The 26,140-nt window shown below is 64.9% G+C and carries 22 protein-coding genes and 1 riboswitch; of the genes, 13 read left to right on the top strand and 9 right to left on the bottom strand.

Features of this window, described 5'->3' with window-relative positions:
- The first annotated feature begins 7 nt into the window (after positions 1-7).
- Together B0G83_RS24955 and B0G83_RS24950 are read left to right on the top strand one after the other, a co-directional pair.
- A complete protein-coding gene (locus tag B0G83_RS24955) occupies positions 8-1,396 on the top strand; it encodes a flagellar hook-length control protein FliK (RefSeq protein ID WP_105510075.1) in 1,389 nt (462 codons plus the stop codon).
- Positions 1,396-1,758 carry an EscU/YscU/HrcU family type III secretion system export apparatus switch protein gene (locus tag B0G83_RS24950; RefSeq protein WP_105510074.1) on the top strand — a complete coding sequence of 121 codons (363 nt, stop codon included), beginning with the start codon at positions 1,396-1,398 and terminating at the stop codon, positions 1,756-1,758. Before B0G83_RS24955 ends, B0G83_RS24950 begins: the two co-directional genes overlap by 1 nt.
- A gap of 71 nt (positions 1,759-1,829) precedes the next feature.
- Here B0G83_RS24950 and B0G83_RS24945 read toward each other — a convergent pair whose 3' ends face one another.
- Positions 1,830-3,248 (bottom strand): coniferyl aldehyde dehydrogenase, encoded by a 1,419-nt coding sequence (locus tag B0G83_RS24945; RefSeq protein WP_105510073.1) that lies wholly within the window; start codon positions 3,246-3,248, stop codon positions 1,830-1,832.
- Positions 3,249-3,348: 100 nt separating this feature from the next.
- Positions 3,349-5,034, bottom strand: coding sequence for an isovaleryl-CoA dehydrogenase (locus B0G83_RS24940; RefSeq protein ID WP_105510072.1), 1,686 nt, complete (start codon positions 5,032-5,034; stop codon positions 3,349-3,351).
- A 340-nt stretch (positions 5,035-5,374) separates the two neighbouring features.
- Here B0G83_RS24940 and B0G83_RS24935 point away from each other — a divergent pair, with 340 nt between their 5' ends.
- A complete protein-coding gene (locus tag B0G83_RS24935) occupies positions 5,375-7,042 on the top strand; it encodes a GMC family oxidoreductase (protein ID WP_105510071.1) in 1,668 nt (555 codons plus the stop codon).
- A gap of 25 nt (positions 7,043-7,067) precedes the next feature.
- On the opposite strand, the gene B0G83_RS24930 is transcribed toward B0G83_RS24935, so the two are convergent.
- Positions 7,068-8,024 carry a LysR family transcriptional regulator gene (locus tag B0G83_RS24930; protein ID WP_105510070.1) on the bottom strand — a complete coding sequence of 319 codons (957 nt, stop codon included), beginning with the start codon at positions 8,022-8,024 and terminating at the stop codon, positions 7,068-7,070.
- A 207-nt stretch (positions 8,025-8,231) separates the two neighbouring features.
- On the opposite strand from B0G83_RS24930, the gene B0G83_RS24925 reads away from it, so the two are divergent.
- The 10 genes from B0G83_RS24925 to B0G83_RS24880 all read left to right on the top strand — a co-directional run bounded on the left by B0G83_RS24925 (position 8,232) and on the right by B0G83_RS24880 (position 19,366).
- The gene (locus B0G83_RS24925) at positions 8,232-9,047 is read left to right on the top strand and encodes a glycosyltransferase family 2 protein (RefSeq protein ID WP_105510069.1); all 816 of its coding nucleotides are present in this window, start codon (positions 8,232-8,234) and stop codon (positions 9,045-9,047) included.
- A 121-nt stretch (positions 9,048-9,168) separates the two neighbouring features.
- Positions 9,169-9,304, top strand: a riboswitch (S-adenosyl-L-homocysteine riboswitch).
- Positions 9,305-9,337: 33 nt separating this feature from the next.
- Complete coding sequence (gene ahcY / locus B0G83_RS24920) at positions 9,338-10,759, top strand: adenosylhomocysteinase (protein WP_105510068.1); 1,422 nt, start codon at positions 9,338-9,340, stop codon at positions 10,757-10,759.
- A 162-nt stretch (positions 10,760-10,921) separates the two neighbouring features.
- The gene (locus B0G83_RS24915) at positions 10,922-11,275 is read left to right on the top strand and encodes a phage holin family protein (protein ID WP_105510067.1); all 354 of its coding nucleotides are present in this window, start codon (positions 10,922-10,924) and stop codon (positions 11,273-11,275) included.
- Between the two features lie 11 nt (positions 11,276-11,286).
- Entirely contained in the window at positions 11,287-12,117 is an 831-nt protein-coding gene (metF, locus tag B0G83_RS24910) for a methylenetetrahydrofolate reductase [NAD(P)H] (protein WP_105510066.1), read from the top strand.
- Between the two features lie 356 nt (positions 12,118-12,473).
- Positions 12,474-14,102 (top strand): ABC transporter substrate-binding protein, encoded by a 1,629-nt coding sequence (locus tag B0G83_RS24905; protein WP_105510065.1) that lies wholly within the window; start codon positions 12,474-12,476, stop codon positions 14,100-14,102.
- 139 nt (positions 14,103-14,241) lie between these two features.
- Positions 14,242-15,252 (top strand): ABC transporter permease subunit, encoded by a 1,011-nt coding sequence (locus tag B0G83_RS24900; RefSeq protein ID WP_105510064.1) that lies wholly within the window; start codon positions 14,242-14,244, stop codon positions 15,250-15,252.
- A gap of 6 nt (positions 15,253-15,258) precedes the next feature.
- Entirely contained in the window at positions 15,259-16,176 is a 918-nt protein-coding gene (locus B0G83_RS24895) for an ABC transporter permease subunit (RefSeq protein WP_105510063.1), read from the top strand.
- A gap of 1 nt (position 16,177) precedes the next feature.
- Positions 16,178-17,182 (top strand): ABC transporter ATP-binding protein, encoded by a 1,005-nt coding sequence (locus B0G83_RS24890; protein ID WP_105510062.1) that lies wholly within the window; start codon positions 16,178-16,180, stop codon positions 17,180-17,182.
- A complete protein-coding gene (locus B0G83_RS24885; RefSeq protein ID WP_105510061.1) occupies positions 17,179-18,198 on the top strand; it encodes a peptide ABC transporter ATP-binding protein in 1,020 nt (339 codons plus the stop codon). The genes B0G83_RS24890 and B0G83_RS24885 overlap by 4 nt, the downstream gene beginning before the upstream one ends.
- Positions 18,191-19,366: a TraB/GumN family protein gene (locus B0G83_RS24880; protein WP_105510060.1), complete on the top strand. Its 1,176-nt coding sequence runs from the start codon at positions 18,191-18,193 to the stop codon at positions 19,364-19,366. The genes B0G83_RS24885 and B0G83_RS24880 overlap by 8 nt, the downstream gene beginning before the upstream one ends.
- 128 nt (positions 19,367-19,494) lie before the next feature.
- Here B0G83_RS24880 and B0G83_RS24875 read toward each other — a convergent pair whose 3' ends face one another.
- The 6 genes from B0G83_RS24875 to pxpB all read right to left on the bottom strand — a co-directional run bounded on the left by B0G83_RS24875 (position 19,495) and on the right by pxpB (position 26,116).
- On the bottom strand, positions 19,495-21,321 hold the full coding sequence (locus tag B0G83_RS24875; protein ID WP_105510217.1) for a tetratricopeptide repeat protein: 1,827 nt from the start codon (positions 21,319-21,321) through the stop codon (positions 19,495-19,497).
- A 215-nt stretch (positions 21,322-21,536) separates the two neighbouring features.
- Positions 21,537-22,493, bottom strand: coding sequence for a DUF979 domain-containing protein (locus B0G83_RS24870; RefSeq protein ID WP_105510059.1), 957 nt, complete (start codon positions 22,491-22,493; stop codon positions 21,537-21,539).
- Positions 22,490-23,236: a DUF969 domain-containing protein gene (locus tag B0G83_RS24865; RefSeq protein ID WP_105510058.1), complete on the bottom strand. Its 747-nt coding sequence runs from the start codon at positions 23,234-23,236 to the stop codon at positions 22,490-22,492. Before B0G83_RS24865 ends, B0G83_RS24870 begins: the two co-directional genes overlap by 4 nt.
- A gap of 331 nt (positions 23,237-23,567) precedes the next feature.
- Positions 23,568-24,320 carry a 5-oxoprolinase subunit PxpA gene (pxpA, locus tag B0G83_RS24860; RefSeq protein WP_105510057.1) on the bottom strand — a complete coding sequence of 251 codons (753 nt, stop codon included), beginning with the start codon at positions 24,318-24,320 and terminating at the stop codon, positions 23,568-23,570.
- Between the two features lie 93 nt (positions 24,321-24,413).
- Positions 24,414-25,466, bottom strand: a complete 1,053-nt coding sequence (locus B0G83_RS24855; RefSeq protein WP_105510056.1) for a biotin-dependent carboxyltransferase family protein — start codon at positions 25,464-25,466, stop codon at positions 24,414-24,416.
- Entirely contained in the window at positions 25,463-26,116 is a 654-nt protein-coding gene (pxpB, locus tag B0G83_RS24850; RefSeq protein WP_105510055.1) for a 5-oxoprolinase subunit PxpB, read from the bottom strand. Before pxpB ends, B0G83_RS24855 begins: the two co-directional genes overlap by 4 nt.
- Positions 26,117-26,140: the final 24 nt, after the last annotated feature.

The following is a 26,140-nucleotide window of genomic DNA, read 5'->3' as shown; positions in this document are numbered from 1 at the left end:
AATCGGCATGAACGGAATCGACACGGCCGTCGCTTCGCTGCTAGCGAACCGGATCGACAGCCTGCTCAATATCGCCCCCGGCAGTGCGACCGCGTCGCAAACCGGTGCGGCGAGCGTCGATGACGCGCCGACCACCGCCGCGCCCGTCGCGACACCCGCGCCGCAGCCTTCCGCGCAAACCGCGCTGTCCGCCGTGGCGTTGACCCTGAGCGCGATCGTGCGCTCCGGCGGCGAAGCCACCCCCGCCGTGCTCGGCCAGATGCCGATCTGGCCCGCCGCGCCGGCGCTCGATGTGGAAGTCGGCGCTTTGCCGCTGTTCGATACGCCGGCCGCTTCCGGCACGGCCAATCCCAATCCGAATACCGCTGGAACCGTGGCCACCGCCAATGTGGCGGCGGCGCAGGTGCCTGTCGCGGCGCTCGCGGCCGCGCTCCAGCAGACGGTCGGCGACAGCGGACTCTTCTACGAAGCCCATCTCGCGCAATGGCTGGCGGGCCAGCGTTCGCCCGCGAGCCTGGCCGACGAGGCACAAAACAAGCTGGTGGCCGCCGCGCAATTGCCGCTCGATTGGGCGAGCGACGGCGGCGAGGCGAGCGCGTCGACGGCGTCGACCCGCCAGGGCATGGGCGCCGCGCCGAACAATGGCCAGCCGAACGGCGCGCAGGATGCGAATGCCGCCCGCGCGCAGCAACCTATTCCGAATGCACAAACCGCGCGCTTCGTGGCCGGCGAGGTGTTGGCCAGCTCGTTGTCGGACCTGAACGGCCAATCGGCGCATGCGAATCTGCATAGCGGGACGTCGCCGGCAGCCGACGGCAGCGCGTCGCAGAACTCACAATCGATGGCGGCGGCGGTGCATCCCGCGACCGTGCCGTTGGTGCGCCAGCAACTGGATATGCTCGCGACCGGGCAATTCCGCTGGACCGGCGAGGCGTGGCCGGGCGCCAAGTTCGACTGGACCATCGAACAGGACGGCGACGAATGGGACCGCAGCGGCGGCGGCGCGGCGAGCGAGGACGACCAGCCGTGGCGCACCCGTCTGACGTTGTCGCTGCCCACGCTCGGCACCGTCGACGCGGAACTGACGCTGACCGGTACGCGCCTTGTGGCGCGCGTGCAGGCGAGCCCGGTCGGCGCGGCGCGGCTGGCGATGCAGGGCGAGAGCTTCCGTCAGCGGCTGGCGGCGGCGGGGATCGAATTGAACGGTTTGACGATTCGCGAGATTGGTGGCGGCGCGCCGTCGACCGGCGCCAACCCGCCAGGTGCCGCGGCGGCCGCGCAGGCGGCAGCGTCGGCGTATGCGCGCTCGGCGTCGGCGTCGGCGGCCGCGGATAAAGCGGCGGCCCGCCGTGCGTCGAACAGCCCCGCGCTCGACGATTTCGACTGGGAGATGTGATGAGCCGCAAACACCGCCGCAGTGCGGCAGCGCTCGTCTACGACGCCAAAGGCGGCGATCCCGCACCGCGCGTGATCGCGAAGGGCTACGGCATGCTGGCCGAGATGATCGTGCAGCGCGCCAAGGAAGCCGGCCTGTATGTTCACGAAGCGCCGGAGATGGTGTCGCTGCTGATGCAGGTGGATCTGGATTCGCGCATTCCACCGCAGCTTTATCAGGCGGTGGCGGAAATGCTCGCGTGGCTGCACCGGTTGGAAAGCGGCGCGGAGAGTGAATCCGCGCCAGGCGCCGGGGGCGACGACGCGAGCGATGTCACCGATGTGGTGGCTACCGAGGTAGAAGGCGGCACGGCAGGGCGTTGAGGGTGGCTTATTCGAGGCGGCCGGTGGATGGTGGCCACTCGCTCGCCTGCTCACCCAGTCATCCGCCTGCGTCAAAACCGCATCATCAGCTTGAGCAACGCGTTTACCCGCTTGCCGTACGGCGGCGAGATCCATCCGCGCGCGTTCAAACGCGCCTGCGTCAGCACCGGCTTCATCTTCGAGAACGTCACGAAGCCCTCGTAACCGTGATACGCGCCCATCCCACTCGCGCCGACGCCGCCGAACGGTAGGCTTTCGCAGGCCAAATGCATCAGCGTCTCGTTGATCGCCATGCCGCCGGCAATCGTTTCATGCGTCACGCGTTCGATCGTGGCGGCGTCGTCCGCATACAGATACAGCGCGAGCGGACGCGGCCGGGCGTTGATCCACGAGATCGCGTCGTCGAGCGTGTCGTACGGGACGATCGGCAGCAGCGGCCCGAAAATCTCCTCCTGCATCAACGCGCACGCGTCGGGCGCGTTCGTCACGGCGATCAGCGGGTAACGACGGCTCGCCGGATCGGGTGAACTGTCGGTGAGCGGGTGCAGTTGCGCGCCGGCGGCCTGGGCCTCGTCCGCGAGACGTTCCAGACGTTCGAAGTGGCGCGCCGAAATGATCGACGTGTAATCCGGATTGCTGGCAAAACCGGGGTACATCTTCGCCATTCGCGCACGGGCCCGTTCGACGAACGCCTGCTCCTTGCCGCGCGGCACCAGCACGTAGTCCGGCGCGATACAGGTTTGACCCGCATTGAGCGTCTTGCCGGCGATCAGGTTGTCCACCGCGTTGTCGAAGCGCGCGTGCGCGCCGATCAGTGCCGGCGATTTGCCGCCGAGTTCCAGCGTGACCGGCGTTAGATGCTCGGCGGCGGCGCGCATCACCTCGTGCCCGACCTTGGTCGAACCCGTGAACAGCAGATGATCGAACGGCTGCGCGCTGAACGCGGCGGCGAGCGTGGCGTCGCCATTCACCACCGCGACGTGATCGCGCGCGAAAGTCTGGCCGATCAGCTGTTCGAATAGCGCCGAGGTGCGCGGCGTCAATTCCGACATCTTGACGATGGCGCGGTTGCCGGCGGTCAGCGCGCTGATCAGCGGCCCGACGGCGAGCAGCACCGGATAATTCCAGGGCACGATGATGCCGACCACGCCGAGCGGTTGCGGCACCACCTTCGCGCGAGCGGGCAGCAGCCATTTGTTGGTGCTGCGGCGTTGCGCCTTCATCCAGCGCTTGCCGTGGCGCAGCGCGGCGTCAATCTCCTCTTTCACCAGCAGGAATTCGGCGAGCAGCACTTCCTGCTTCGCCCGATTGCCGAAGTCGGCGTTCATCGTTTCGGCGAGCGCGTCGCGGTTGTCGAGCATGACTTTGCGCAACGCCTTGAGGTGCGCGGCGCGGCTCTCCCATGAGGGATACGGCGCGCGCAAATAAGCGTGACGTTGCTCGCGCAGTAGCGCTTCGAGCGCGGCGACCTCCGGCAGATCGTTCTTCATATGTGTCCACTCCCTGATGATGTCGGTGCGCGTTGGCATCGCGCTTTATTGGTTTTTTGATGCTGTCGGTGAGGCGTGTCTGAATGCGCCTTGCCGGTTCTCAGGCCGGAAAAGCCCGCTCGATGATCGCCGCGTGGTCGACGCTCGCCGGCAACGTGCCGTACACGCGGCCGCTTTCGCCGCTGCCGTCGCCGAGTCGGGTGGCAATGAACGCGTCGGCGATTTCGGCCGGGGCATGCTGAACCAGCAAGACCGCCTGCGCGATCAGCACGATCTGCTGGGCGATCCGCCGCGCCGACGCTTCACGCTGCCCGGCCGGCCCGTTGAGCACGGCGGCGAGTTTGCCCAGCGCGGCGCGCAAGGCGGGCTGCGCGTGCGCGTCCGCCTGCCACGCGGCAAACAGCGCTTGCGCCGCGTCGGGCTCGCGCTCCATGGCGCGCAGCACGTCGAGGCACATTACGTTGCCGGAGCCTTCCCAGATCGAATTCACGGGCGCTTCGCGATAGAAGCGCGCCATTGGACCGGTTTCGACGTAACCGTTGCCGCCCCAGACTTCCATCGCCTCGCCAGTGAATGCCAGTGCGCGCTTACACACCCAGTATTTCGACGCTGGCGTGACGATGCGCCGCCACGCGCGCTCGACCGACGACGTGGACGACGCATCCGCCGTCGATTCGAACGCACGCGCGAGCCGCATGAACAGCACCGTGGCGGCCTCCGACTCCAGCGCGAGATCGGCCAGCACGTTGCGCATCAAAGGCTGGTCGGCCAACTGACGGCCGAACGCGCTGCGGTGTCGCGCATGATGAATCGCCTGCACCAGCGCCGCGCGCATCAACGCCGCGCTGCCTATCACGCAATCGAGGCGCGTGTAGTTGGCCATTTCTATGATGGTCGGCACGCCGCGCCCTTCGTCGCCGATCAGAATGCCGAACGCGTCGAGAAATTCGACCTCGCTGCTCGCGTTCGACCGGTTGCCGAGCTTGTCTTTCAGGCGCTGGATCTGCACGGTGTTCTTGCGGCCGTCCGGTGCGAAGCGCGGCACATAGAAGCACGACAGACCTTCGTGTTCGTCGGTGCGGGCGAGCACGAGATGCGCGTCGCATTGCGGCGCGGAAAAAAACCACTTGTGGCCGATCAACCGGTACGCCGCGCCGCGGCCGCTACCGCCGGTGGCATAGGCGCGCGTCTGATTGCTGCGCACGTCCGAGCCGCCTTGCTTCTCGGTCATGCCCATGCCGATCATCGCGGAACCCTTATGCGAGAGCGGCACGTCGCGCGGATCATGGTCGCGGGCGTAGAGCTTGTCGCGCAGTCTGTCGAACAGCGCCGGTTCGCGCTGCAGCACCGGAATGCTCGCGAACGTCATGGTCAGCGGACACAGCGAGCCGGACTCGATCTGTGCGTGCAGAAAATACCCGGCGCAGCGCGCGACCATCGCGCCGCGCCGCGGATCGGAAAACGGCAGCGCGTGCAGACCTTCACGGCGCAGCAGCGACAGCAGCGTATGCCACGACGGGTGAAACTCCAGCGCGTCGATACGCTCGCCGCGCGAATCGTGCGTGGACAGTTCCGGGGTGTGGCGGTTGGCCAGTTCGGCGAGGGCGAGCGTGTCGGGCGTGGTGAGCGCGGCGCCGTGCCGTAGCAACGCATCGCGATGCCACTGCGCGCCGTCGCGTTCGAGGGCGGCGGACAACGCGGCGTCGCTGGCGAACAGGTTGTAGTCCGCCAGCGGCGGGACCTGATTCGTCACCTCGTGAGTCTGGCCGAAGCTATGCCGTTCCATCTGCTGTCTCCGTTCACCGCGGGTTCGCCGGTGCCGATCGGCGGGGTGCTGTTTGAGCGCCGCGTGTCGTGCCGCACGCTATGAGGACGTTGCTCGCCGTGCCGTGTTTGAATGCGTCGTGGCGTGCTGTCGCGGCCGTCCGGCGGACCGTCGCGCGTCTTTCATCATAGGGGCGCGATGGGCCTTCCGTTTAGAGTAATCGCTCTGGCGCGAAGCTGCCGCCACCTCCCAACGCTCCCTACAATGCCGTTGAAACACACGTAGACAAGTGTGCACGAGACAGGGTCCGCGAGCAACGCGGCCCCAATGCGGCCCCGGCGCGGGTCGACAGGAGGAGCGGATGCAATACGACTACATCATCGTCGGTGCGGGCTCGGGCGGTTGCACGCTGGCAAGCCGTCTTGCGGACAGCTGCCCCGACGCGACAATCGCCCTGATCGAAGCCGGACCGCATACGGACGGCAATCTGTTCGTCAACATGCCGGTCGGCGTCGCGGTCGTCGTGCCGAACAAACTCAAGACCAACTACGGCTACCTGACCACGCCGCAACCCGGCCTCGACGGGCGACAAGGCTATCAGCCGCGTGGACGCGGCTTTGGCGGGTCGAGCGCGATCAACGCGATGATCTACACGCGCGGCCATCCGCTCGATTACGACGAATGGGCGCAACTCGGCTGCGACGGTTGGTCATGGGCGGAAGTGCTGCCGTATTTCCGTCGCGCCGAGGGCAACGAGCGCGGCGCGGATGCATGGCACGGTGACGACGGCCCGCTCACCGTCTCCGATCTGCGTTATCAGAATCCGTTTTCGAAGCGCTTCGTGCAGGCCGCGCTCGAAGCCGGCTACAAGCCGAATCGCGATTTCAACGGCGCGGATCAGGAAGGAATCGGCTTCTACCAGGTGACGCAACGCGACGGACGCCGTTGCAGCGTGGCGCGCGCCTATATCTACGATCGCGAGCGGCCTAATCTTCATCTGATCGCGGATGCGACGGTGATGCGGGTGAATTTCGACGGCAAGCGCGCGAGCGGCGTCGAGATCGTGCGGGGCGGTCGCCGCGAAACGCTCGAAGCGCGCGCCGAAGTCGTGCTGGCGGGCGGCGCGTTCAATTCGCCGCAACTGCTGATGTGTTCCGGCATCGGACCGGCCGCGCATTTGCAGTCGCTCGGCATTCCGGTGCTGCACGATGCGCCCGAGGTCGGGCAGAACCTGATCGACCACGTCGATTTCACGATCAACAAGCGGGTGTCGTCGATTGAACCGACGGGTTTTTCGCTGCGCGGCATCGCGCGAATGCTGCCGCAGTTCGCCACTTTCATGCGCCATGGCACCGGCATGCTGTCGAGCAATGTCGCCGAGGCCGGTGGTTTTCTGAAAAGCAGCCCGACGCTGGCGCGCCCCGATCTGCAACTGCATTTCTGCGCGGCGCTGGTCGACGATCACAACCGGCATATGCATTGGGGCCACGGCTATTCGCTGCATGTGTGCGTGCTGCGGCCGCATAGTCGCGGCAGCGTCACGCTGGCGAGCGCCGATGCGCGCACGGCGCCGGTGATCGATCCGCGCTTCTTCAGCGATTCGCGCGATCTCGATCTGCTGATGGAAGGCGCGCAGATGGCGCGGCGCATTCTCGATGCCCCTTCGCTGGCGTTACATGGCGGCACGGAGTTGTACACGCATCCTGGACAGACGGCCGAGGCGCTGCGGCAAACCATCGCCGAGCATGCCGACACGATTTATCACCCGGTGGCGACTTGCCGGATGGGCGGCGATGCGCGGTCGGTGGTCGATCCGCAATTGCGGGTGCGGGGCGTGACGGGGTTGCGCATCGTCGATGCGTCGGTGATGCCGACGCTGATCGGCGGCAACACCAATGCGCCGACGGTGATGATAGGCGAGCGCGCGGCCGAGTTGATCGCGGCTAGCCGGCGCGAAGCGCAGGCGGGGCAGACATTGCACACCGCGACAACAACGCGGGCGAGCGGGGTGGCGGCTTCGGCGGCGTGAATCGGAGAGCGCAGGCCGTTGAGCGTCACTTGCCCGTCGGCACCGGCACCGTAATACCGCTCACGCCGATGCCCGGCCCCAGCATGAAGTCGTCGGCGGCCTGACCCGGCAACGCTTCGCGCGCGACGTCGAGCCAGGCGCGCGCCGCATGCGACAGATAACCGTTGCGGCGCCAGCCGATCGCCATTTCCCACGGAATCTCGGGCTCCGAGACGGGGCGGCAGGTGAATTGCGTGGGATCGAGCCGCCGGCAATAAGGCGCCGGCAACAACGCAATGCCGACGCCCGCCTGCACCAGCGCCGCCATGAAATCCCAATGCCCGCTGCGCCCGACGATAGTCGGCGCAAAACCAGCCGCGCGGCAAGCACTCAGCACCACGTCGTTGAGCGCGAGACTCTCACCGTAGAACACGAACGGTTCGTTGGCCAGTTGCGCGAGCGGCACCTCGTGCAGTTCGTCCCAACGCGAGCCGGTCCGCGCGACGAGCCACAGCAACTGGCGCGTGATCGGCAGCACCTCGATGTTTTCCGGATCGACCGGTTGCAGCACGCCGCCTAATTCCAGTTCACCGTTGATCAGTGCCGCCTCGATCGCGCGCGACCCCTGCTCGAAGAGCTTCAGTTCGATTTTCGGGTAGCGCTGGCGGAACGCTGCGATGGCGGGCGTGAACAGCGAGCCGCCCATAGGCGGTATGCCGATGGTGAGTTCGCCCCGGCCGAGCGTGTCGAGATCGTTCAGTTCGGCCTGCAATTGCGCGTGTGCCGCCAGCACGTCCTGACCGCGCTGGTAGACGATCCGGCCGGCGTCGGTCAGTACCATCTGACGCCCGTCGCGTAGCAATAACGGCGAGCCGATTTCGTCTTCCAGCGACTTCACCATCTTGCTGATGGTGGGCTGCGTGACGAACATCTGCTCCGCGGCGACGGTGAAGCTCTGTTGACGAACCACTTCGACGAAATACCGCAACGCACGTAGTTCCACGATCTCAAGCTCCAGAATTCCAAATTGGAATGATCTTGAGGATTGTAAGTCATGCCATTTATGCGGCGACGCAAGTTGTATGACGCTCGTCAAAAGCGGGCGCGGGTCGCCGAGTTGACGCGCGGGGATTTCGGGATGAACGTTGCGGCAAGCGGGATACCATCGGCGGCTCTTTTTTCGACAGCCGGCTGGGCTCCGTTTCGATCCATGACACCGATTTCGATCATCATTCCGTGCTACAACGCCGCGCCGACGCTGGCCCGCGCGCTGCAAAGCTGCCTGAACCAGCCCGAAGCGGCGCAGATCATTGTTGTCGACGACGGTTCGTCGGATGCGTCGGCCGACATGGTGACTTATTGCGCATCGTTCGACCCGCGCGTGAGCCTGCTGTCCATGCCTTGTAATGGCGGCGCCGCGCGGGCGCGCAACTGGGGCGCGCTGCACGCGTCGCACGATCTGCTCGCTTTTCTCGATGCCGACGACGAGTACCTGCCCGGCGCGCTCGCGGCGGCTGCCGATTTCCTCGCGCGGAACCCGGCGGACATGGCCGTGCGCCTCGACGTGGAGTACGCCGGTTTCCCCACCGATCTCACCACGCATCCCGATTTCGCCGCGCACTCGGCGACGCTCAGCAATACGGTGCCGAGCAGCCTGATCATCCGGCGCGCGGCGTTCGCGGCGCTCGGCGGTTTTCCGATGGATCCGGTGTTTCAGCGCATTGGCGGGGAAGACGGCGCTTTTTCGTGGGCGCTGCGCGAGATGTTCGGCAACCGGCGTCTCGACGGCCGGCCACGCGTGCGCATGCATTACCACCCGGGCATTCACGCCGAACGCTATTTCCGCATCGCGCTGGGCTTGCAGCGGCCGGATCCCGCCGATGTCGCCGATGCGTTTCATTTTTCAAAGCGCTTCGTCGATCGCGCGCGGGCAGGCGTCGATCAATTACGCGCGGCTTTCGTCGCGAACGTGAAGGCGACGCAAACCATACCGGCCCCATCAGCCACCTCGGCCAACGCCTCCTGAATCGCACGCCGAAGGCACAAAAAGCACCGCGCCGCACGCCGGTTTCCGCTCGCCGAAACTGGCCCGTGCGAAAAACCGAAGCTCGCCACCAAGCCATCTCGATTTGCTACAATCGCCGTTCGTCTTCGAGGAGCGTTGCGACGGGTACCGCGAATCATGCTATTCGCCGGCCGCCCGCCAGGCTCGAAGGCTTCAATCGGAGGGGCGAATGCGCCATGCGCTTTTGCCACCGCCGCATCGAACCGCGCTCACGTCAAATTTCTAGTCAATTTCTTAGAAAGGAGGGCGTGATGAACGCCGCAGTAATCGATTCCCAAGCTTCCCAAGACTTCGTTGTTGCCGACATGTCGCTTGCCGACTGGGGCCGCAAGGAACTGACCATCGCCGAGACGGAAATGCCCGGTCTCGTGCAAACGCGCGAAGAGTACAAGGCGCAGCAGCCGCTGAAGGGCGCGCGCGTTGCCGGCTCGCTGCACATGACGATCCAGACCGGCGTGCTGATCGAGACGCTGACCGCGCTCGGCGCCGACGTGCGTTGGGCCTCGTGCAACATCTTCTCGACGCAAGACCACGCTGCCGCCGCGATCGCCAAGGCCGGCGTGCCGGTGTTCGCGTTCAAGGGCGAGTCGCTCGACGAATACTGGGAGTTCTCGCACCGCATTTTCGAATGGCCGAACGGCGAATTCGCCAACATGATCCTCGACGACGGCGGCGACGCCACGTTGCTGCTGATCCTCGGTTCGAAGGCGGAGAAAGACCGGTCGGTGATCTCGAAGCCGACCAACGAAGAAGAAATCGCGCTGTACAAGTCGATCGCTTCGCATCTGGATGCGGACCCGACGTGGTACTCCACGCGCCTCGCGCACATCAAGGGCGTGACGGAAGAAACCACCACCGGCGTGCACCGTCTGTATCAGATGGAAAAGGAAGGCCGCCTGCCGTTCCCGGCGTTCAACGTCAACGATTCGGTCACCAAGTCGAAGTTCGACAACCTGTATGGTTGCCGTGAGTCGCTGGTCGACGGCATCAAGCGCGCGACCGACGTGATGATTGCGGGCAAGATCGCAGTCGTGGCCGGTTACGGCGACGTGGGCAAGGGTTGCGCGCAATCGCTGCGCGGTCTGGGCGCCACCGTGTGGGTGACTGAAATCGATCCGATCTGCGCGCTGCAGGCGGCGATGGAAGGTTACCGCGTCGTGACGATGGAATACGCGGCTGACAAGGCCGACATCTTCGTGACGGCAACCGGCAACTTCCACGTGATCGGCCACGATCACATGGCGGCCATGCGTCACAACGCGATTGTCTGCAACATCGGTCACTTCGATTCGGAAATCGACATTGCGTCGACCCGTCAGTACCAGTGGGACAACATCAAGCCGCAAGTCGACCACATCATTTTCCCGGACGGCAAGCGCGTGATTTTGCTGGCTGAAGGCCGCCTGGTGAACCTGGGTTGCGCAACGGGCCACCCGTCGTTCGTGATGTCGAACTCGTTTACGAACCAGACGCTCGCACAGATCGAACTGTTCACGCAGGGCAACAAGTACGAGAACAAGGTGTACGTGCTGCCGAAGCATCTGGACGAGAAGGTCGCACGCCTGCATCTGGCGCGCATTGGCGCAAACCTGACCGTGCTGTCGGACGAGCAGGCCGGCTACATCGGCGTCGACAAGAACGGCCCGTTCAAGCCGAACCACTACCGCTATTAAGCACGCGGGCGGTTTGACGGCATGACAGTTTGACGACGGGGCGGCGCATCATGCGCCGCTTTGTTCGCCATCGCCGCCTTTTTCGCGCTGTTTCTCGCTGTTGCGCGCTTGTTCACCGCGCGTTTCCCCGTTACCGGACATCCTGCATAAAAGGAGCTCTACATGACCGTGCTGCTGACCTGGCTGATCAACGCGCTCGCGCTCCTGATCATTACCTACCTCGTTCCGTCGATCCATATCCGCAGTTTCGGCACCGCCCTGATCGTCGCCGTGGTGCTCGGATTGATCAATACGATCCTGCGGCCGGTGCTGATCCTGTTGACGTTGCCCGTCACGATTCTGACGCTCGGGCTTTTCATTATGGTGGTCAATGCGCTGTGCTTCTGGCTGTGCGCGTCGCTGCTGAAGGGCTTCGAAGTGTCGGGTTTCTGGTCGGCGTTCATCGGCTCGATTCTGTACAGCATCGTTTCGTGGATCCTGTCCGCGATTATTTTCGGCAACCGCAGTCTCGGTTGACCTACTGAATCATGAACCCCATCGAACTTTCATTCGAATTCTTCCCGCCGAAAACGGCGGAAGGCGTCGACAAGCTGCGCGCCACGCGTGCGCAGCTCGCGCCGCTCAAGCCCAAGTTCGTGTCCGTCACGTTCGGTGCGGGCGGCTCGACGCAGCAGGGCACGCTCGACACCGTCGTCGATATCGCGAAAGAGGGCATCGAAGCGGCGCCGCACGTGTCGTGCATCGGCTCGTCGAAAGACAGCCTGCGCGCGATTCTCAACGAGTACCGCGCGCATGGCATTCGCCATATCGTCGCGCTGCGTGGCGATTTGCCGTCCGGCATGGGCGAAGTCGGCGAGCTGCGTTATGCGTCGGAACTGGTGAGCTTTATCCGCGCCGAATTCGGCGACTGGTTCTGGATCGAGGTGGCCGGCTATCCGGAATACCACCCGCAATCGCGCTCGCCGCGTCACGATATGGACAATTTCGTGCGCAAGGTGAAGGCCGGTGCCAATTCGGTGATCACGCAGTATTTCTTCAATGCGGACGCGTACTTCCGTTTCGTCGACGACGCGCAGAAACTCGGCGTGGATGTGCCGATCGTGCCGGGCATCATGCCGATCACGAACTACTCGCAGCTCATGCGCTTCTCCGAGATGTGCGGCGCGGAAGTGCCGCGCTGGGTCGCGCGCCGGCTGGAAAGCTTTGGCGACGACCGCGAGTCGATTCGCGCGTTCGGGCTCGATGTGGTGACGGACCTGTGCGAGCGCCTGCTCGGCGCCAAAGTACCGGGTTTGCATTTCTACACGCTGAATGGCGCTGCGGCGACTAAAGCGATCTGCGAACGCTTGAACGCATAAGATTCGATTGACCTGAATGGGGACGAAAAACCGCGCGGCGCTGCAAGCCGCGCGGTTTTTTTGCGCCGCACCAACCGCCGGAGACGCCCGTCCACCGGGGCCGGTCGCCCCCAGCGCGACTGGCTGCGGCAGTTCCGATCTATTGCCGTCGCCCTGAAATAGCACGACCGGGCCGTTTTTTTGCTGATCCCACCCTCTGCAACTCGCCCACCGCACAGCGCCGACGGGCGGCGCGCCTTATGCCCTAAAGGTTTCCGATCGTCAACACGGGTAATTTCCTCCGCTTGTTGCGTCGAGCCAAGCTCAAGTAAGATCGCGCTACGCTGGCGATAGCCAGCCCCGATCCTGGAGGAAACATGAAGCAAAACAATCTGTTGCGCGCCGTGCGTGTTACGACGCTCGTCGCCGCCGCAGCGGCATCGATGGTGGGCGCCAGTGTCGCGCGCGCCGAGATTCCGAATAAAACCCTGGTTTACTGCTCAGAAGGCAGTCCCGCGGGTTTCGATCCGGCCCAATACACCACGGGCACCGATTTCACGGCTAACACGTTCACCGTCTACAACCGCCTCGTCGAATTCGAGCGCGGCGGCACCAAGGTCGAGCCGGGCCTCGCCGAAAAATGGGAAGTGTCCCCGGACGGCAAGACGTACACATTCCATCTGCGTCACGGCGTGAAATTCCAGACCACGTCGTTCTTCAAGCCGACGCGCGAATTCAACGCGGACGACGTCCTGTTCACGTTCCAGCGCATGCTCGACCCGAACTCGGCGTTCCATAAGGCTTATCCGGTCCAGTTCCCGTACTTCACGGACATGGGCCTCGACAAGCTGATCACCGGCGTCGAAAAGGTCGACCCGTACACGGTCAAGTTCACGCTGAAGGAAGTCAACGCACCGTTCATCCAGAATCTGGCAATGGAATACGCGTCGATCCTGTCGAGCGAATACGGCGACCAGTTGATGAAGGCCGGCAAAGCCGCCGACATCAACCAGTTCCCGGTCGGCACGGGTCCGTTCATTTTCCGCAGCTACACGAAAGACGCGACGATCCGCTTCGACGGCAATCCGGATTACTGGAAGCCGAACGCGGTGAAGATCTCGAAGCTGATCTTCTCGATCACACCGGACGCCGGTGTGCGCGTGCAGAAGATCAAGCGCGACGAATGCCAGGTGATGAGCTATCCGCGTCCGGCCGACATCGCTCCGCTGAAGGCTGAAGCGAACCTCGACATGCCGTCGCAGCCGGGCTTCAACCTCGGCTACCTCGCATACAACGTCACGCACAAGCCGGTCGACAAGCTCGAAGTGCGTCAGGCGCTGGACATGGCGATCAACAAGAAGGCGATCATCGACTCGGTGTATCAAGGCGCCGGCCAGGCCGCGACGAACCCGATGCCGCCGACCCAATGGTCGTACGACAAGAACCTGAAGAGCGCGTCCTACGATACGGACAAGGCCAAGGCGCTGCTCGCCAAGGCCGGCTTCCCGAACGGCTTCGACATCACGCTGTGGGCCATGCCGGTGCAACGCGCGTACAACCCGAACGCCCGCTTGATGGCGGAAATGATCCAGGCCGACTGGGCCAAGATCGGCGTGAAGGCGAAGATCGTCACGTATGAGTGGGGCGAGTACATCAAGCGCGCGCACGCGGGTGAAGACGACACGATGCTGATCGGCTGGACCGGCGACAACGGCGATCCGGACAACTGGCTCGGCACGTTGCTCGGCTGCGAAGCGGTGAACGGCAACAACTTCTCGAAGTGGTGCTACAAGCCGTTCGACGATCTGATCCAGAAGGGCCGCGTCACGTCGGATCAGGCTGGCCGCACCTCGGCTTACATGCAGGCGCAACAGATCTTCGCGCAACAACTGCCGTTCTCGCCGATCGCTCACTCCACGGTGTATCAACCGGTGAGCAAGAAGGTGGTCGACATGCGCATCGAACCGCTCGGCTACGCGCGCTTCGACGGCGTCAGCGTCAAGTAATTCGCCAGGCGAATCGTAATAGTTACGCAGTACGCTTTTCGCACGGTTAGAAAACTGGTCGAAATGGTCCGGCGACCGGGGTCACAAGCCCTCGTCGCCGGTTGCGTTTTTTCTTCATCAAGACCATAGGGACAAAACCATGTTCCGCTTTGTTTTGCGCCGCATCGGCATGGTGATTCCGACCTTCATCGGTATCACGATCCTTGCGTTCGCGCTGATTCACCTGATTCCGGGCGACCCCATCGAAGTGATGATGGGCGAGCGCGGCGTCGATCCCGCCATGCACGCCGCGGCGCTGCACCGGCTCGGGCTCGACGAAGCCCTGCCGATGCAGTACGTCCACTACGTCGGCCGCGCGCTGCATGGCGACCTCGGCACTTCCATCATCACCAACACCAGCGTGATGGGCGAATTCCTCGCGCGCTTTCCCGCCACCATCGAACTGTCGATTTGCGCCATGCTGTTCGCGCTGATCGTGGGCTTGCCCGCCGGCGTGTTCGCGGCGTTGCGGCGCGGCACGGTGGTCGATCACGGCGTGATGGGCACGGCGCTGACCGGCTACTCGATGCCGATCTTCTGGTGGGGTTTGATCCTCATCATGCTGTTCTCCGTGAAGCTCGGCTGGACGCCGGTGTCGGGCCGCATCGCGGTCGAATACGACATTCCGCACGTCACGGGTTTCATGCTGATCGACGCGATGATGTCCACCGACGAAGGCGCGTTCAAATCCGCGCTGAGCCATCTGATCCTGCCGGCGATCGTGCTCGGCACGATTCCGCTGGCGGTTGTCGCGCGTATGACGCGTTCGTCGATGCTCGAAGTGCTGCGTGAGGATTACATCCGCACCGCACGCGCGAAGGGCTTGTCGCCGGCACGCGTGATCGTCGTGCATGCGTTGCGCAATGCGCTGATTCCGGTCGTGACGGTGATCGGTCTGCAGGTCGGCACGCTGCTCGCGGGCGCCGTGCTGACCGAAACGCTGTTCTCGTGGCCGGGTATCGGCAAGTGGCTGATCGACGCGATCAGCCGGCGCGATTATCCGGTGGTGCAGGGCGGTATCCTGATGATCGCCACGCTGGTGATCGTTGTGAACCTGTTCGTCGACCTGTTGTACGGCGTGCTCAATCCACGCATCCGCCATACGAGGTAAATCACTATGGCTGACATTCAAAATACCGTCCCCCAAGCCGTGACGCCGCCCAGTGGCCGCGCTCTCGCCGTCCGTGAATTCTGGGCGAATTTCTCGCGCAACCGCGGTGCGGTCGGCGCGGGCATCATCGTGCTGGCGCTGATCTTCATCGCGATCTTCGCGCCGTTGATCGCGCCGCACAGCCCGATCGAGCAGTACCGCGACAACGTGAAGATTCCGCCCGCCTGGCTCGACGGCGGCAACTGGAAGTTCATTCTCGGCACCGACGAAGCGGGCCGCGACATCCTCTCGCGCCTCATGTACGGCGCGCGGCTGTCGTTCTGGATCGGCTTCGTTTCCGTGGTGCTCGCGTTGATTCCGGGCATCGTGCTCGGCCTGATCGCGGCGTTCTTCGAGAAGTGGGCCGATACGCCGATCATGCGCATCATGGACGTGCTGCTCGCGTTGCCGTCGCTGCTGCTCGCGGTCGCGGTGGTGGCGATTATCGGTCCCGGTCTCGTCAACACGATGCTGGCGATCGCGATCGTGGCGTTGCCGGGTTATGTACGGTTGACGCGCGCATCCGCGCAGGGCGAGTTGCAGAAGGAATACGTGACGGCGTCGCGCGTCGCGGGCGCCGGCACCTTGCGGTTGATGTTCTCGCAAGTGCTGCCGAACTGCACCGCACCGCTGATCGTGCAGGCCACGCTGGGCTTTTCGTCGGCGATTCTCGACGCGGCCGCGCTCGGCTTTCTCGGCCTCGGCGTGCAACCGCCCGCGGCGGAGTGGGGCGCGATGCTGGCGTCGGCACGCGATTACATCGACAACGCCTGGTGGATCGTCACCTTGCCGGGCCTGTCCATCGTGATCTCGGTGCTGGCGATCAACCTGCTCGGCGACGGGCTGCGCGATGCGCTCGACCCCAAACTGAAACGGATGGCGTGATATGACGAATCTATTGACCATTCGCAACCTGGCGGTGAATTTCAACGGACTGCCGGCGGTCGACCGGATCAGCCTCGACGTGGCGCCGGGCGAAGTCGTCGGCGTCGTCGGCGAATCCGGCTCGGGCAAAAGCGTCACGATGATGGCGCTGATGGGCCTGATCGACGCACCCGGCAAAGTCACCGCCGACGAAGTCACCTTCAACGGCCACGATCTGCTGAAAGCTTCGGCGAAGGAACGCCGCAAGATCATCGGCAAAGACATCGCAATGGTGTTCCAGGACGCGCTGACCAGTCTGAATCCGAGCTACACGGTCGGCTATCAGATCAAGGAAGTGCTGAAGCTGCACGAAGGCCTGCGCGGCAGCGCGCTGGACAAACGCGCATTGGAATTGCTGGATCAGGTCGGCATTCCCGACCCGAAAGGCCGCATCGGCTCGTTCCCGCATCAGATGTCGGGCGGCATGAACCAGCGCGTGATGATTGCGATGGCGATTGCCTGCAACCCGAAGCTGCTGATCGCCGACGAACCGACCACCGCGCTCGACGTGACGATCCAGGCGCAGATCATGGAACTGCTGATCAAGCTGCAGAAAGAGCGCGGCATGGCGCTGGTGTTGATCTCGCACGACCTGGCGGTGGTGTCCGAGGTCGCGCAACGCGTCGCGGTCATGTACGCTGGCGAAGTGATCGAAACGAACCGCGTGCCCGATATCTTCGCCGCGCCGCATCATCCGTACACGGAAGCGCTGTTGGCGGCGATTCCCGAGCACAACGTCGGCGCGGTGCGGCTGGCCGCGTTGCCGGGTATGGTGCCGGGGCGTGACGACCGGCCCAAAGGCTGTCTGTTCGCGCCGCGCTGCAAGTACGTGGTCGACGACTGCACCAGGGCGCGCCCCGCACTGGCGCCGCTGCAAGGCCACGCCGAGGTGGCGCGCGTGCGCTGCATCAAACCCCTGAACCTGAGCGGCGACGCCAACGTTCACACCCATGGAGGCGCACGATGAACGCAGTACCCGAAACGCGGCGCCAGTCGAACCATGCGGGCGATCACGTGCTGGTGGCCGACCAGCTCGCGCGTCACTACTCCGTTAAGCGCGGCATGTTCTCCTCGGGCACCGTGAAGGCGTTGAACGGCGTGTCGTTCGCGCTCGAACGCGGCAAGACGCTGGCCGTGGTCGGCGAATCCGGCTGTGGCAAATCGACGCTGGCGCGCCAGCTCACCATGATCGAAGCACCCAGCGCGGGCCGCCTTATGATCGACGGTGAAGATGTGGCGGGCGCGGATCACGCGAAGATCGCCGCGTTGCGGCGGCGCGTGCAGATGGTGTTCCAGAATCCCTTTGCGTCGCTGAATCCGCGCAAGACCGTCGAGCAGACGCTCGGCGAACCGCTCGCGATCAACACGCAACTGAGCGCCACCGAACGCGCCGAACGGATCGCGCAGATGATGCGTACCGTCGGCCTGCGTCCGGAACACGCGAAGCGTTATCCGCATATGTTCTCCGGCGGCCAGCGCCAACGTGTGGCGATTGCCCGCGCAATGATTCTCGACCCGCAAATCGTGGTTGCCGACGAACCCGTATCGGCGCTCGACGTGTCGATCCAGGCGCAGATTCTGAATCTGTTCATGGATCTGCAGGAACAGTTCAAGACCAGCTACGTGTTCATCTCGCACAACCTCTCGGTGGTCGAGCATATCGCCGACGACGTGATGGTGATGTACTTCGGCGGCGTGGCGGAACTCGGCGACAAAAAGCGGATTTTCTCGAACCCGCGGCATCCGTACACGCGCGCGTTGATGTCGGCCACGCCGTCCATCTTCGAAGCGGATCGCACCATCAAGATCAAGCTGCAAGGTGAGATGCCGTCGCCGCTGAATCCGCCGTCGGGTTGCACGTTTCACCTGCGCTGCCCGTATGTGATCGACCGCTGCCGCAGCGAGGAACCGAAGCTGCGTGAAGTGGATGGCCGCCAGGTGTCGTGTCACCGCGCCGAGGAGGTGGGGGACGTGGATGCCTGATGGGGTGGCGGCGCGTCGTCTTACGCGCCGCTCGCGTGATGGCGGCCGCCGTGCCGCTGTCGCGCGGCGCTGGAGGGTGCGTGTGCTGATCGGCGCCGCGCTGGCCTGTTCGGCATTCGGCCTCGGCTCGATCTGGCCGCCGGGCATATCGCTGAATTTGGTGCCGATCGGTCTGGCGCACGCAGCTGGCGCGGCCGCCAATGCGCCCGGCCAGGCGGGGCGTCCGGCGGCGCCGCTGCCCAGCATGCCGGCGCCTCCCCGCGCCAGTTTGCCCGGTTTCAATTCGCCGCCCGCTTCGCCGGGCACCACGGCAAGCGGCCCGGTGCGTCAGCAGCCGGCTCGCATGCCGTTCTACGTGGCGACACGCGGCACCACGACGATCTACGTGCTGGGCACGCTACACGTCGGCGACCCCGCCGACTATCCTGCCAAACAGCCGTTCCGCGCGCCGATCCTCGGCGCTCTGGCGGCGTCGCCTACCTTGGCGCTCGAACTCTCGCCCGACGAACTGCTGGTCTCGCAAGACGATGTGTCGAAGTACGGCGTGTGCCGGCGCGACTGTCTGCCGGGTCTGTTGCCTGAGCCGTTGTGGCGCAAACTGGCCTTTCGTCTGCGGGGCAACCCCGCCGCGCTGGACGCGATCAAGAAGATGCGGCCGTGGCTCGCGTCGCTGGTGGTTGAAACCTACGATTCGCTGAGCGCCGGATTGCAAACCGAGTACGGCACGGAAGCGCAATTGCAGAACGTGTATATCCGCACGCGCGGCAAGATCGTCGGACTCGAAACCCTGCCGCAACAGATGCGCGCCTTCACCGGGCTCTCGCTCGCGCAGCAGCGCGAGATGCTGGCGCAGGATCTCGTGCAGACACCCGCGGAAAACGTCGAAGACGTGCGGACCTTGCACCGCCTGTGGCGCGTCGGCGACGCCGATGCGATCGCTGCCTGGCAGGCGGCCAAATCCGAAAAACTCGCGCGCGACCAGCGCGTCTCCGATTCGATCGACAACCGCATCGTCTACGAACGCAACCGGCGTTTCGTGTCGCGCATGTTGCTGATTGCCGCACCGAACAAACCGGTGTTCGTGGCGATTGGCGCGTTGCATCTGGGAGGCCGCGAAGGCGTGTTGCAATTGTTGCGGCAACACGGTTTCGTCGTGGACGCCTACTGAATTCGCGCCACGCTCTGGGCGCGAAATATCGCTGATTGACGTGGCATCCTAAGCCGGGTCGGCGGCCTTGACTTCGCGTGGGGCTGGGCGGCGTGTCGATAGACGTGGCGGGCGGGCGTGTGCCGGACTCAGTGTGGGGGGGCGTGGCGACCGTTGCGTAACGCTTCAGACACTTGCTCGACCACTGGCGTCCAATCGCCCAGCGTCGTCTGCCGGAACAGCGTCATGCCGGGATACCACGGCGAATCGCTGCGCGTCTCCAGCCAGCGCCAATCGGAATTGGCGGGCAGCAACAACCACACCGGCTTGCCCAGCGCACCGGCTAGATGCGCAACGCCCGTGTCCACGGCGATCACCAGATCGAGATTCATGATTAGCGCCGCCGTGTCTTCGAAGCTCGCCAATTCCGCGGTGAAATCGTGCGCGCGAAAAGCGGCCGGCGCGTCGGCCAGCTGCGCGTGCGCCGGGCCTTTCTGCAGCGCGTACCACGCCAGATTGTCCAGATCGCCGAGCCGGCGCAACTCGGTCAGCGTGACTGAGCGGTAGCGGTCGTTGCCGAACGTCGGGCTGCCGGCCCAGACCAGGCCGACCTTGCGCGGCGTCCGACCGGCGGCGCCCATGCGCTCGCGCCACGCCTCGATCTTTGCCGGCATGGCGAATAGATAGGGCACCTCGGCGGGCACGGTGGATAACTCCGTGCCGAGGCACGACGGTACGCTCATCATCGGCACCCAGAAGTCATAGTGAGAATCGGGCCGGGAAGCGGGCTCGCCGCTGAACGCGCGATGCACGCCAGGTATGCGCGCCACTAGCGGCAGCAACGGTTCGCGCACGCGAAGGTCGACCGTCGCGCCTAGCTGTTCGAGCACGCGCGCAAAGCGCAGGAACTGGAAGTGGTCGCCGAAACCCTGTTCGCCGACCACCAGCAGACGGCGCCCGGCGAGCGGCTCGCCGCGCCATTCGGCCACGCCGGGAATCGCGAGCGCGTCGTAGTCGCTGTGCCGCCAGCGCCGCGCAAAGGTGGCCCAGCCCTGCTTGTAGTCGCCACGCTTGAGCAACAGCCACGCGAGATTCTGATGCGCGTCCGCGTAATCCGGATCGAGCGCCAACGCGCGGCGATAAAAAACTTCCTCTTCATCCAGTCGGCCCTGCGCGCCAAGTGAACCGCCGAGGCACACCAGGTGTGCCGGATTCGGTTTGAGCGCCACCGCGTGCCGGTAGTGCGATTCGGCGCCCGCATAGTCGCCGCGCTTTCCGATCAGGCTGCCCAGGTTGATGTGCGCTTCCACGTAATCCATCCGCAGCGCCAGCGCGCGCTCGAAGCTGGCGATGGCCGCCTCGTGACGCCCAAGCGCGTTGTACGCATTTCCCGCGTTGAAGTGCGCCTGCGCCGATTGCGGTTCGAGCGACAGCGCGTTGCCATAGCACACCAGCGCTTCGTCGAAACGTTCGAGCCTGGCCAGCGCCGTGCCGAGGTTCAGATGAACGTCGACCATCGCCGGATTCGACGCCAGCGCCTGCCGGTAGTGGTCGATCGCTTCGCCGACTGCGCCTTGCGCTTGCAACGCGACGGCGCGGTTGTTGTGCGCATCGGCGAAATCCGGCTGGCGTCGCAGCGCCTCGTCGTAGCAGATCAGCGCTTCGTCGGTATGGCCGAGTGCGGCAGCCACGAGGCCCCGGTTGCTCCAGCAGGCGGCGTCGTTGCAATCGAGCCTGAGCGCCTCGCCCATCAACCGCGCGGCGGTTTCATGTTCACCGCGCTGATAGTGCAGCACGCCGAAGTAGTGCAGCACGCGTGGATTGGCGGAGTCGAGTGCGAGCGCCTGGCGGTACAGGGATTCGGCGGCGCGCGGCTGCCCGGTTCGATGTGCGGCGAGCGCGGCGTCGATCAACGCGGCGAGATGGAATGGCGGCGAGTGGGTACGCGCGTTGTCGACGTGGGAAGACTGATCCATGGAAACCTGCTCGGGAGTGCCGCCGGCGCGCGTTGCACGCGCCGGCAAGCGTGGCGGGAAAACAAATCCACCATCCTAGGTTCCACTCGGTTGAGCAGGTGTCGGAAGCGTCCCAATTGGGACGCGTATTCGTCACGCGCTGCGGATCAGCTTGGCGATGTATCGCGGAAAGATTCCGCGATACATCGCTATCTAGCGCAGGAAACGCAGCCGCCCTACAAGAACATCAGAAAATTCAGCAGGAGGATGTTCACGACCAACAGCGACAACGCGGTCGGAATCTGCACCTTGATCACCGCGTTCTTATCCGGCAGCTCCAGCAGCGCGGCCGGCACCATGTTGAAGTTCGCGGCCATCGGCGTCATGAGCGTGCCGCAGTAGCCGCTGAACATGCCGATGGCAACCATCACCGCCGGGTTGCCGTGAAACACGCCCACCAGGATCGGCACGCCGACGCCGCCCGTCATCACCGGGAAGGCGGCGAAACCGTTGCCCATCACCATCGTGAAAAGCGCCATGCCGATGCAGTACACGGCGACCGCGATAAAGCGGTAGTCGAGACTGATGTAAGCAGTGGTCACGTGAGCGACGGCCTTGCCGACGCCGGCGTCCGAGAACACGAGGCCGAGCATGCCGAGCATCTGCGGCAGCACTGCGGCCCACGACAACGCATCGACGAGGCGCCGCGCTTCTTTCATCGACTGGCCGACGGTGTCGCGTGTCAGCACGCAGGCAATCGCGAGCGCGATCATGCAGCCAATGCCGAAGCCGATCAACGTGACGTTGGCCTTCTCGATCAGCGGCGTGCCGCCGAAGATCAAATGGCTTGCCGACAGCGTGACGGTCACGGTGATCACCGGAATGGTCAGCGCGGGGATGAACAGCTTGTTGCCGAGACGCGCGGCGCTAGCCTTGCGTGCTTCGAGCGACAGCGTTTTTGCCTTGCCCGCCGTGACGCCGCCGAAGCCCGCGATCAACGCCATCACGATCACGGCCACGCCCACCACGGCGGGCGGCAGCTTGTCGCCGATCAGAAAAATCAACGCATAGAGAATCCAGAAGCCGCCGGCGGTGAAACGGCGCGGGTGTTCCTTATCCGTGACGATCATGCCGCCGATCACCAGCAGCACCACGCCCAGCAGCCAGAACAGATAGTTGATCGTGAGCGTCATGCTTTGTCTCCTGCGGCGGGTTGCGTCGGTGCGACCGTCGCGGCGGCCGTGGCATTGCCGCGCAATTCGCGTTCGAGCTTGCGGTCGAGCAGATAAAGGCGGAAACCGTGAATGAGGAATGCGCAGATCGCGGTGGGAATGCCCCAGACCGCGACGTGAATCGGCTCGACGACAATGCCGGCTTCTTTCAGGAAGGTGGTCATCAGCACGATCGCGCCGAACGCGACGAAGATGTCCTCGCCGAAGAACAGGCCCACGTTGTCGGTGGCGGCGGAGAACGCGCGCAACCGGAAACGCACCGCGTCGCTGATCTTGCCGAAGCGGGTTTCCGTTGCGCCTTCGGCCATCGGCGCGATCAGCGGCCGCACCATCTGCGGATGACCGCCGAGGCCGGTCAAGCCGACCGCCGCCGTCAATTCGCGAATCAGCAGATAGACGATCAGCAGACGTCCCGCCGTAGCGGCTTTGATACCGCCGATCCACGCTTGCGCGCGCTCACGCAGACCGTGCCGTTCGAGCAGGCCGATCACCGCGAGCGGCAAAAAGATAATCAGCGGGATGTTGCGGGTTTTGATGAAGCCGGTGCCAATTTCGGCCAGGATTTTTTCGAGCGGGAAGTGCGCGGCCACACCGGTGACGATCGTGGCGACGGCCACGATCAGCATCGGATTGAACCGTAATAAAAAGCCGACGATGATGACGGCCACGCCGATGAGCGGCCATAGACTGACGGTTGTCTGCATCTGGATCTCCAAACAGGGTTTCAACCTTGCCGCTTGTGACGGCTAACGTGTGCCGGCGCGTCGTGATTCACGCGCCGTTTTGTTGCCGCGGCTCTTCATGGCCGCGTTGCTTCGAACGACAACATCTGCGCTACACCTGCCTACTACGTCTGCTGACGCAGACTGACTGCGGATACTGCGATGCGTCGTGCGCCTGGCAAACGCCCCGCTCGGAGCGGGGCGTTCAGGGCATGACAACGGTCGTTGTGCAACGGTTGATCCGCGCTGTCCGGTTGATTCCTCGATCGGCGCTTAAATCGGCTTAGCCCGAATCAACGCGGAGCGCAGCCGATCAGACGCGCGCCGCGCCGGCTGCGTGCACTTCAATGCCGGCATCCTCCAGCGCGCCGCGAATCCGCCGCGCGAAGGCGAGCGCGTGCGGGCCGTCGCCGTGCAGGCAGATGGTCTGCGCGTTGAGCGGCACCCATTGGCCATCCACGGCTTGCACGCGTTGTTCGCGCACCATCGCGAGCGTGCGTTCCAACACCTGGTTTTCGTCGTCGAGCAGCGCGCCGGGCTCCTTGCGCGGCACCAGCGAACCGTCGGCCCGATAACCGCGGTCGGCGAACACTTCTTCGACGGCGATCAGGCCCGCGTTGCGCGCGGCGGTGACGAGTCCGCTGTTGGCGAGCGCGAACACCGCCACCGACGGATCGAAATCGTGCACAGCGGAGACGATCGCGTCGGCGATTTTCGGATCGCGCGCGGCCTGGTTATACAGCGCGCCGTGCGGTTTGACGTGCGCAATGCGGCCGCCCTCGGCCTGGGCAATCGCGGACAGCGCGCCCAGTTGATACAGCACGCCCGCGTAGATGTCGTTGGCCGGCAGGTCCATCTCTTTCCGGCCAAAGTTTTCCGGATCGTTAAAGCTCGGATGCGCGCCAATCGACACGCCTTTTTCCACCGCCCAGCGCACGCAATCGCGCATTGCATTGGCGCCCCCGGCGTGCCAGCCGCACGCGATATTCGCCGAACTGACGAGATCGAGCAGCGCTTCGTCGGACCCGCAGCCTTCGCCGAGGTCGGCGTTCAAATCGATTTCCATGGTGTTCCTCTACTCTCAAGACAACGCCGGGCCGCGCCAGGTTTGTCGCGACGAAGGCCATTCCTCGCAGCGCCAGACTCGGGGCACCCGTTTTTACAGCGCCGCGACGGCCATCTGGCGCGCGCAGCGTTCTTCATGCATCGCGATCGCGGCGTCGATCTGCCGCAAATACGTGCGTTCTTCCAGTAAGGCGTGGCGCGCCTCGTAAGGCGTCGTCGGAATGAAGCGGACGGCGGCGTTCAGGCGCACCTGGGCCAGTTTCCACAGATCGGCCTGGATCACCGCGCCGATCTTCGGATAGCCGCCGGTGGTTTGCGCGTCGCTCATCAGCACGATCGGCTGGCCGTTCGGCGGCACCTGAATCGTGCCGGGCAACACCGCGTGCGACAGCAAATCGGTTTTCCGCGTGCGTTTGAGCTCGGTGCCGGCGAGGCGATAACCCATCCGATTGCTGTTCGGCGTGACGAGCCATTCATCGGACCAGAACGATTCGTGCGCGGCTTCGGTGAAGTTGTCGTACTCGGGGCCGCGCAGCACGCGGATCGGCACCGCCCACGGCACCCCCGACGGATGCCGCCCGCGCCGCAGCGGCTCCTGAACCAGCACGAACTTGCACCAGGAGGGCGCTTTTACGCCGAATTCCGGCGCCTCGGGTGTGAAGCCGAGATGGCCTTTCTGCGGCGGGGCGCCGACCGGCAGGCGGTCGCCGTCGCGCAGCGCGCGGCCGCCGAGCCCGCCGAAGTGGCCGGCCAGATCGGTGCTGCGCGAGCCGAGCATCGGCAAGACGTCGATGCCGCCCGCCACGCACACGTAGCCGCGCATGCCGCGCTTGGCCGCGTTCAGCACCAGTTCCTGACCGGCCTGGACCGGCAGGCTCCACCATGAATAGACCGGCTTGCCGTCGAGCGTCGCGCCGAATTCGGTGCCGGTGATCGCCACCCGCGTGGCGCGCAAAAATCGCAGCACGGTCGGGCCGAAGGTGATTTCCAGACCGGCCGCGTCGGGCCGGTTGCCGACCAGCCGGTTGCCGACTTCGAGCGACAGCCGGTCGAGCGCCCCGCCCATCGCCACACCGAGATGCCGGTAGCCGTGACGGCCGAGGTCCTGAATCGTGGTCAGCAGACCCGCGCGAATCACATCGATCATGCGTGTATCCCCGCGATGGTGAAGCGCACCCGGTCGCCCGGTTGCAACAACGTGGGCGGCCGGCGCGCCGGATCGAAGAGCGGCAACTCGGTGCGGCCGATCAACTGCCAGCCGCCAGGCGACGTGGCCGGATAAATACCGGTCTGTTCGCCGCCGATCCCGACCGAGCCGGCCGGCACTTCGAGCCGCGGCGACGCGCGGCGCGGCGTGTGCAGCGCGGCGTCGAGTCCGCCCATATAGGCGAAGCCCGGCTGAAAGCCCAGAAAGAACACCACGTATTCGGCATTCGAATGACGTTCGACGACCTCGCGCACGCTCAACCCCGTGTGATTGGCCACCGCTTGCAGATCGGGACCGAACTCGCCGCCGTACTGCACCGGAATCTCCACCTCACGCCCGGCTGTCGGCGCTTCGGCCGCCGCGTCCCAGGCCGCCTGCAACTGGCCGGCGAGCGCGTCGGGGTCGGCTTCGAGCGGATCGAACACGAGCGTCAGATTGTTCATGCCCGGCACGACTTCCAGCACGTGCGGCCAGTCGCTTGCGGCCGCGGCGGCGGCCCACACGCGCCGCTGGCAGTCCAGCGTGGCGGGCGGCGGCGCTTCGCAGACTAGCGCGGCATCGCCGAGCGGGAAGATTCTTGGTTGGCTCATGGCTTAACGGCCCAGGTCGAGTCG

The organism is Paraburkholderia sp. BL21I4N1, from assembly GCF_002973525.1.
Classification (GTDB): Bacteria; Pseudomonadota; Gammaproteobacteria; order Burkholderiales; family Burkholderiaceae; genus Paraburkholderia.
This window is presented reverse-complemented; position numbering and strand designations above follow the sequence as displayed.

Bases quoted from the DNA above. Each gene is read 5' to 3' on its own strand.
- B0G83_RS24955 (WP_105510075.1), top strand. From the start codon at position 8: ATGAACGGAATCGACACGGCCGTCGCTTCGCTGCTAGCGAACCGGATC.
- B0G83_RS24950 (WP_105510074.1), top strand. From the start codon at position 1,396: ATGAGCCGCAAACACCGCCGCAGTGCGGCAGCGCTCGTCTACGACGCC.
- B0G83_RS24945 (WP_105510073.1), bottom strand. From the start codon at position 3,248: ATGAAGAACGATCTGCCGGAGGTCGCCGCGCTCGAAGCGCTACTGCGC.
- B0G83_RS24940 (WP_105510072.1), bottom strand. From the start codon at position 5,034: ATGGAACGGCATAGCTTCGGCCAGACTCACGAGGTGACGAATCAGGTC.
- B0G83_RS24935 (WP_105510071.1), top strand. From the start codon at position 5,375: ATGCAATACGACTACATCATCGTCGGTGCGGGCTCGGGCGGTTGCACG.
- B0G83_RS24925 (WP_105510069.1), top strand. From the start codon at position 8,232: ATGACACCGATTTCGATCATCATTCCGTGCTACAACGCCGCGCCGACG.
- ahcY (WP_105510068.1), top strand. From the start codon at position 9,338: ATGAACGCCGCAGTAATCGATTCCCAAGCTTCCCAAGACTTCGTTGTT.
- B0G83_RS24915 (WP_105510067.1), top strand. From the start codon at position 10,922: ATGACCGTGCTGCTGACCTGGCTGATCAACGCGCTCGCGCTCCTGATC.
- metF (WP_105510066.1), top strand. From the start codon at position 11,287: ATGAACCCCATCGAACTTTCATTCGAATTCTTCCCGCCGAAAACGGCG.
- B0G83_RS24905 (WP_105510065.1), top strand. From the start codon at position 12,474: ATGAAGCAAAACAATCTGTTGCGCGCCGTGCGTGTTACGACGCTCGTC.
- B0G83_RS24900 (WP_105510064.1), top strand. From the start codon at position 14,242: ATGTTCCGCTTTGTTTTGCGCCGCATCGGCATGGTGATTCCGACCTTC.
- B0G83_RS24895 (WP_105510063.1), top strand. From the start codon at position 15,259: ATGGCTGACATTCAAAATACCGTCCCCCAAGCCGTGACGCCGCCCAGT.
- B0G83_RS24890 (WP_105510062.1), top strand. From the start codon at position 16,178: ATGACGAATCTATTGACCATTCGCAACCTGGCGGTGAATTTCAACGGA.
- B0G83_RS24885 (WP_105510061.1), top strand. From the start codon at position 17,179: ATGAACGCAGTACCCGAAACGCGGCGCCAGTCGAACCATGCGGGCGAT.
- B0G83_RS24880 (WP_105510060.1), top strand. From the start codon at position 18,191: ATGCCTGATGGGGTGGCGGCGCGTCGTCTTACGCGCCGCTCGCGTGAT.
- B0G83_RS24875 (WP_105510217.1), bottom strand. From the start codon at position 21,321: ATGGATCAGTCTTCCCACGTCGACAACGCGCGTACCCACTCGCCGCCA.
- B0G83_RS24870 (WP_105510059.1), bottom strand. From the start codon at position 22,493: ATGACGCTCACGATCAACTATCTGTTCTGGCTGCTGGGCGTGGTGCTG.
- B0G83_RS24865 (WP_105510058.1), bottom strand. From the start codon at position 23,236: ATGCAGACAACCGTCAGTCTATGGCCGCTCATCGGCGTGGCCGTCATC.
- pxpA (WP_105510057.1), bottom strand. From the start codon at position 24,320: ATGGAAATCGATTTGAACGCCGACCTCGGCGAAGGCTGCGGGTCCGAC.
- B0G83_RS24855 (WP_105510056.1), bottom strand. From the start codon at position 25,466: ATGATCGATGTGATTCGCGCGGGTCTGCTGACCACGATTCAGGACCTC.
- pxpB (WP_105510055.1), bottom strand. From the start codon at position 26,116: ATGAGCCAACCAAGAATCTTCCCGCTCGGCGATGCCGCGCTAGTCTGC.